Raw genomic sequence first — 615 nt, forward strand, 5'->3', positions numbered from 1 at the left:
CGCCGCCCGGCGCGTACGGGTCGTCGGGGTCCAGCGGCGGTTCCTGCGCGGTCACCAGGACCACGCCCGCGGCCAGCCGGGACATCGCGGCCCGGAACTCGTCGTCGCTCACCCCTTCAGCATGCACAGAAGCGGCCGCGGCGGTGGGGGAGGGAGGGTTCAGCACGCCGCAAACGCTAATCGGCCGCCCGCGACCGCCGCATCGGGCCTCCGGTGTAGCCCGGACCTAGGACCAAAGGACCGGACCTGTGGCGGAAGGGCCGCCCGGACCGGCCAGCGGCATATGCGCAACTTCGCAGCCTTTGCGATCGGAGAACGCAACGGGAAAGTGCGGAAACTGCACTCAATTGTTCAAGTTCTTCTGTGACTTGAGTCACAAGGAGTGCGGAATTGTTGACCCTGTGTACCGAGTGAGCAGCGCGCTGTGATTCAGTGGCGGAAAGCCTGTGGACAGCAGGGGGAGGGCGAGCATGGAGACCGATCAGGAGCCGTACGTCCCTCTGACGTCACTGCGTCAGCTTCACCAGGTCATGGCCGAGATGAACACCGCGCGGAGCCAGGCCGACACCCTTCAGATCGTCGCGGACGGCGCGGTCTCCGCCCTCGGTTACGAGA

General features: G+C 66.5%; 1 pseudogene. It reads right to left on the reverse strand.

The window, feature by feature from the left end:
- Window positions 1–166, reverse strand: a pseudogene (locus tag CCN33_RS33315) (flavin reductase); the annotation flags it as partial.
- Window positions 167–615: the final 449 nt, after the last annotated feature.

Source organism: Streptomyces recifensis (genome assembly GCF_002154615.1).
In the GTDB taxonomy this organism is placed as follows: domain Bacteria; phylum Actinomycetota; class Actinomycetes; order Streptomycetales; family Streptomycetaceae; genus Streptomyces; species Streptomyces griseoluteus.